The sequence below is a fragment of the Psychroserpens jangbogonensis genome (assembly GCF_000797465.1).
In the GTDB taxonomy this organism is placed as follows: domain Bacteria; phylum Bacteroidota; class Bacteroidia; order Flavobacteriales; family Flavobacteriaceae; genus Psychroserpens; species Psychroserpens jangbogonensis.
In genome coordinates this window covers 1-272 of record NZ_JSWG01000029.1, presented here as the reverse complement: position 1 = coordinate 272, position 272 = coordinate 1, and the positions used below count along the sequence as shown (strand labels likewise).

Sequence of the window (272 nt, the reverse complement as noted above, 5' to 3'; positions counted from 1 at the left end):
TGCGATTACTTACCATGAAACGCAGAGTGATGCAGATATGGATTTAAATGCACTAGTTAGTCTTTATACAAATATTGTAATGGATGAGCAGGTGATTTACATCCGTGCTGAGAATACAGTTACAGGATGTTTCAATACATCAGTGAGTTTAATTATCCGCGTATTACCATCACCCGTAGTTCCAGTAGACCTAGATGACTATGTGATATGTGACACGAATAATGATGGTTTTGCACAGTTTGATTTGAGCAGTAAAGATTCAGAGATATTAG

1 protein-coding gene is annotated in these 272 nt (G+C 36.8%); it reads left to right on the top strand.

All coding sequences use genetic code 11. From position 1 onward, the window contains the following. The coding region (locus tag RH81_RS17080) for a hypothetical protein (RefSeq protein ID WP_033962417.1) at window positions 1-272 on the top strand (272 nt) is incomplete at both ends.